Here is a 612-nt window from a genome sequence, read left to right as displayed (position 1 = left end):
ATCGCCGGCCGGGCCTTTCCGGAGCGTTGCTGGCGGCCCGGGCCGCCGGTCACACGCACGTGATCCTGGACGGGACCCTGATCGAGACCGACCGTATCCACACCCGCGGGCCCACACCCGGGGTGGATCTGTGGTGGTCGGGCAAGCACTCCCGTCACGGCGGGAACATTCAGGTCGTCTCCGCGCCGGACGGCTGGCCGTTGTGGACCTCGAACGTGCGCCCGGGCCGCGAACACGACACCACCGCAGCCCGCGCAGATCCTGACCTGCTCGATCTGCTGAGCCAGTGGATCGACGACGACCACAAGGCCCTGGCCGACCTCGGCTACGAAGGCGAAAAGGACCTGCTGCTGGTGCCGTTCAAGACACCCGCCGGCGGCAGCCTGACCGTGAACCAGAAAGCCCACAACAGACTCCACAGCGCCGTGCGGGCCCTGGGCGAACGCGCCAACTCGATCCTGAAGATCACATTCAAGGCCCTGCGCCGCTGGCGCGGCTGCCCCTGGCGCATCGGCGACATCGTCGCAGCAGCACTCGTCCTGCTTCACCAGGAGAACGGCCGCACAACATGATCACGTTCTGTTTGAACCGGTTACTCGGACAGGCTCAGTG

1 protein-coding gene is annotated in these 612 nt (G+C 67.2%); it reads left to right on the top strand.

Features of this window, described 5'->3' with window-relative positions; all coding sequences use genetic code 11:
* On the top strand, positions 1-572 hold a 572-nt coding region (locus tag LR394_RS41045; RefSeq protein WP_231450143.1), incomplete at its 5' end, for an HARBI1 family protein.
* Between the last annotated feature and the right edge of the window lie 40 nt (positions 573-612).

Origin of the sequence: Kineosporia babensis, assembly GCF_021129305.1 — a bacterium.
Taxonomy (GTDB): Bacteria; Actinomycetota; Actinomycetes; order Actinomycetales; family Kineosporiaceae; genus Kineosporia; species Kineosporia babensis.
The sequence above is the reverse complement of the archived record's forward strand: the minus strand, read 5'-3'. Positions and strand labels throughout refer to the sequence as shown.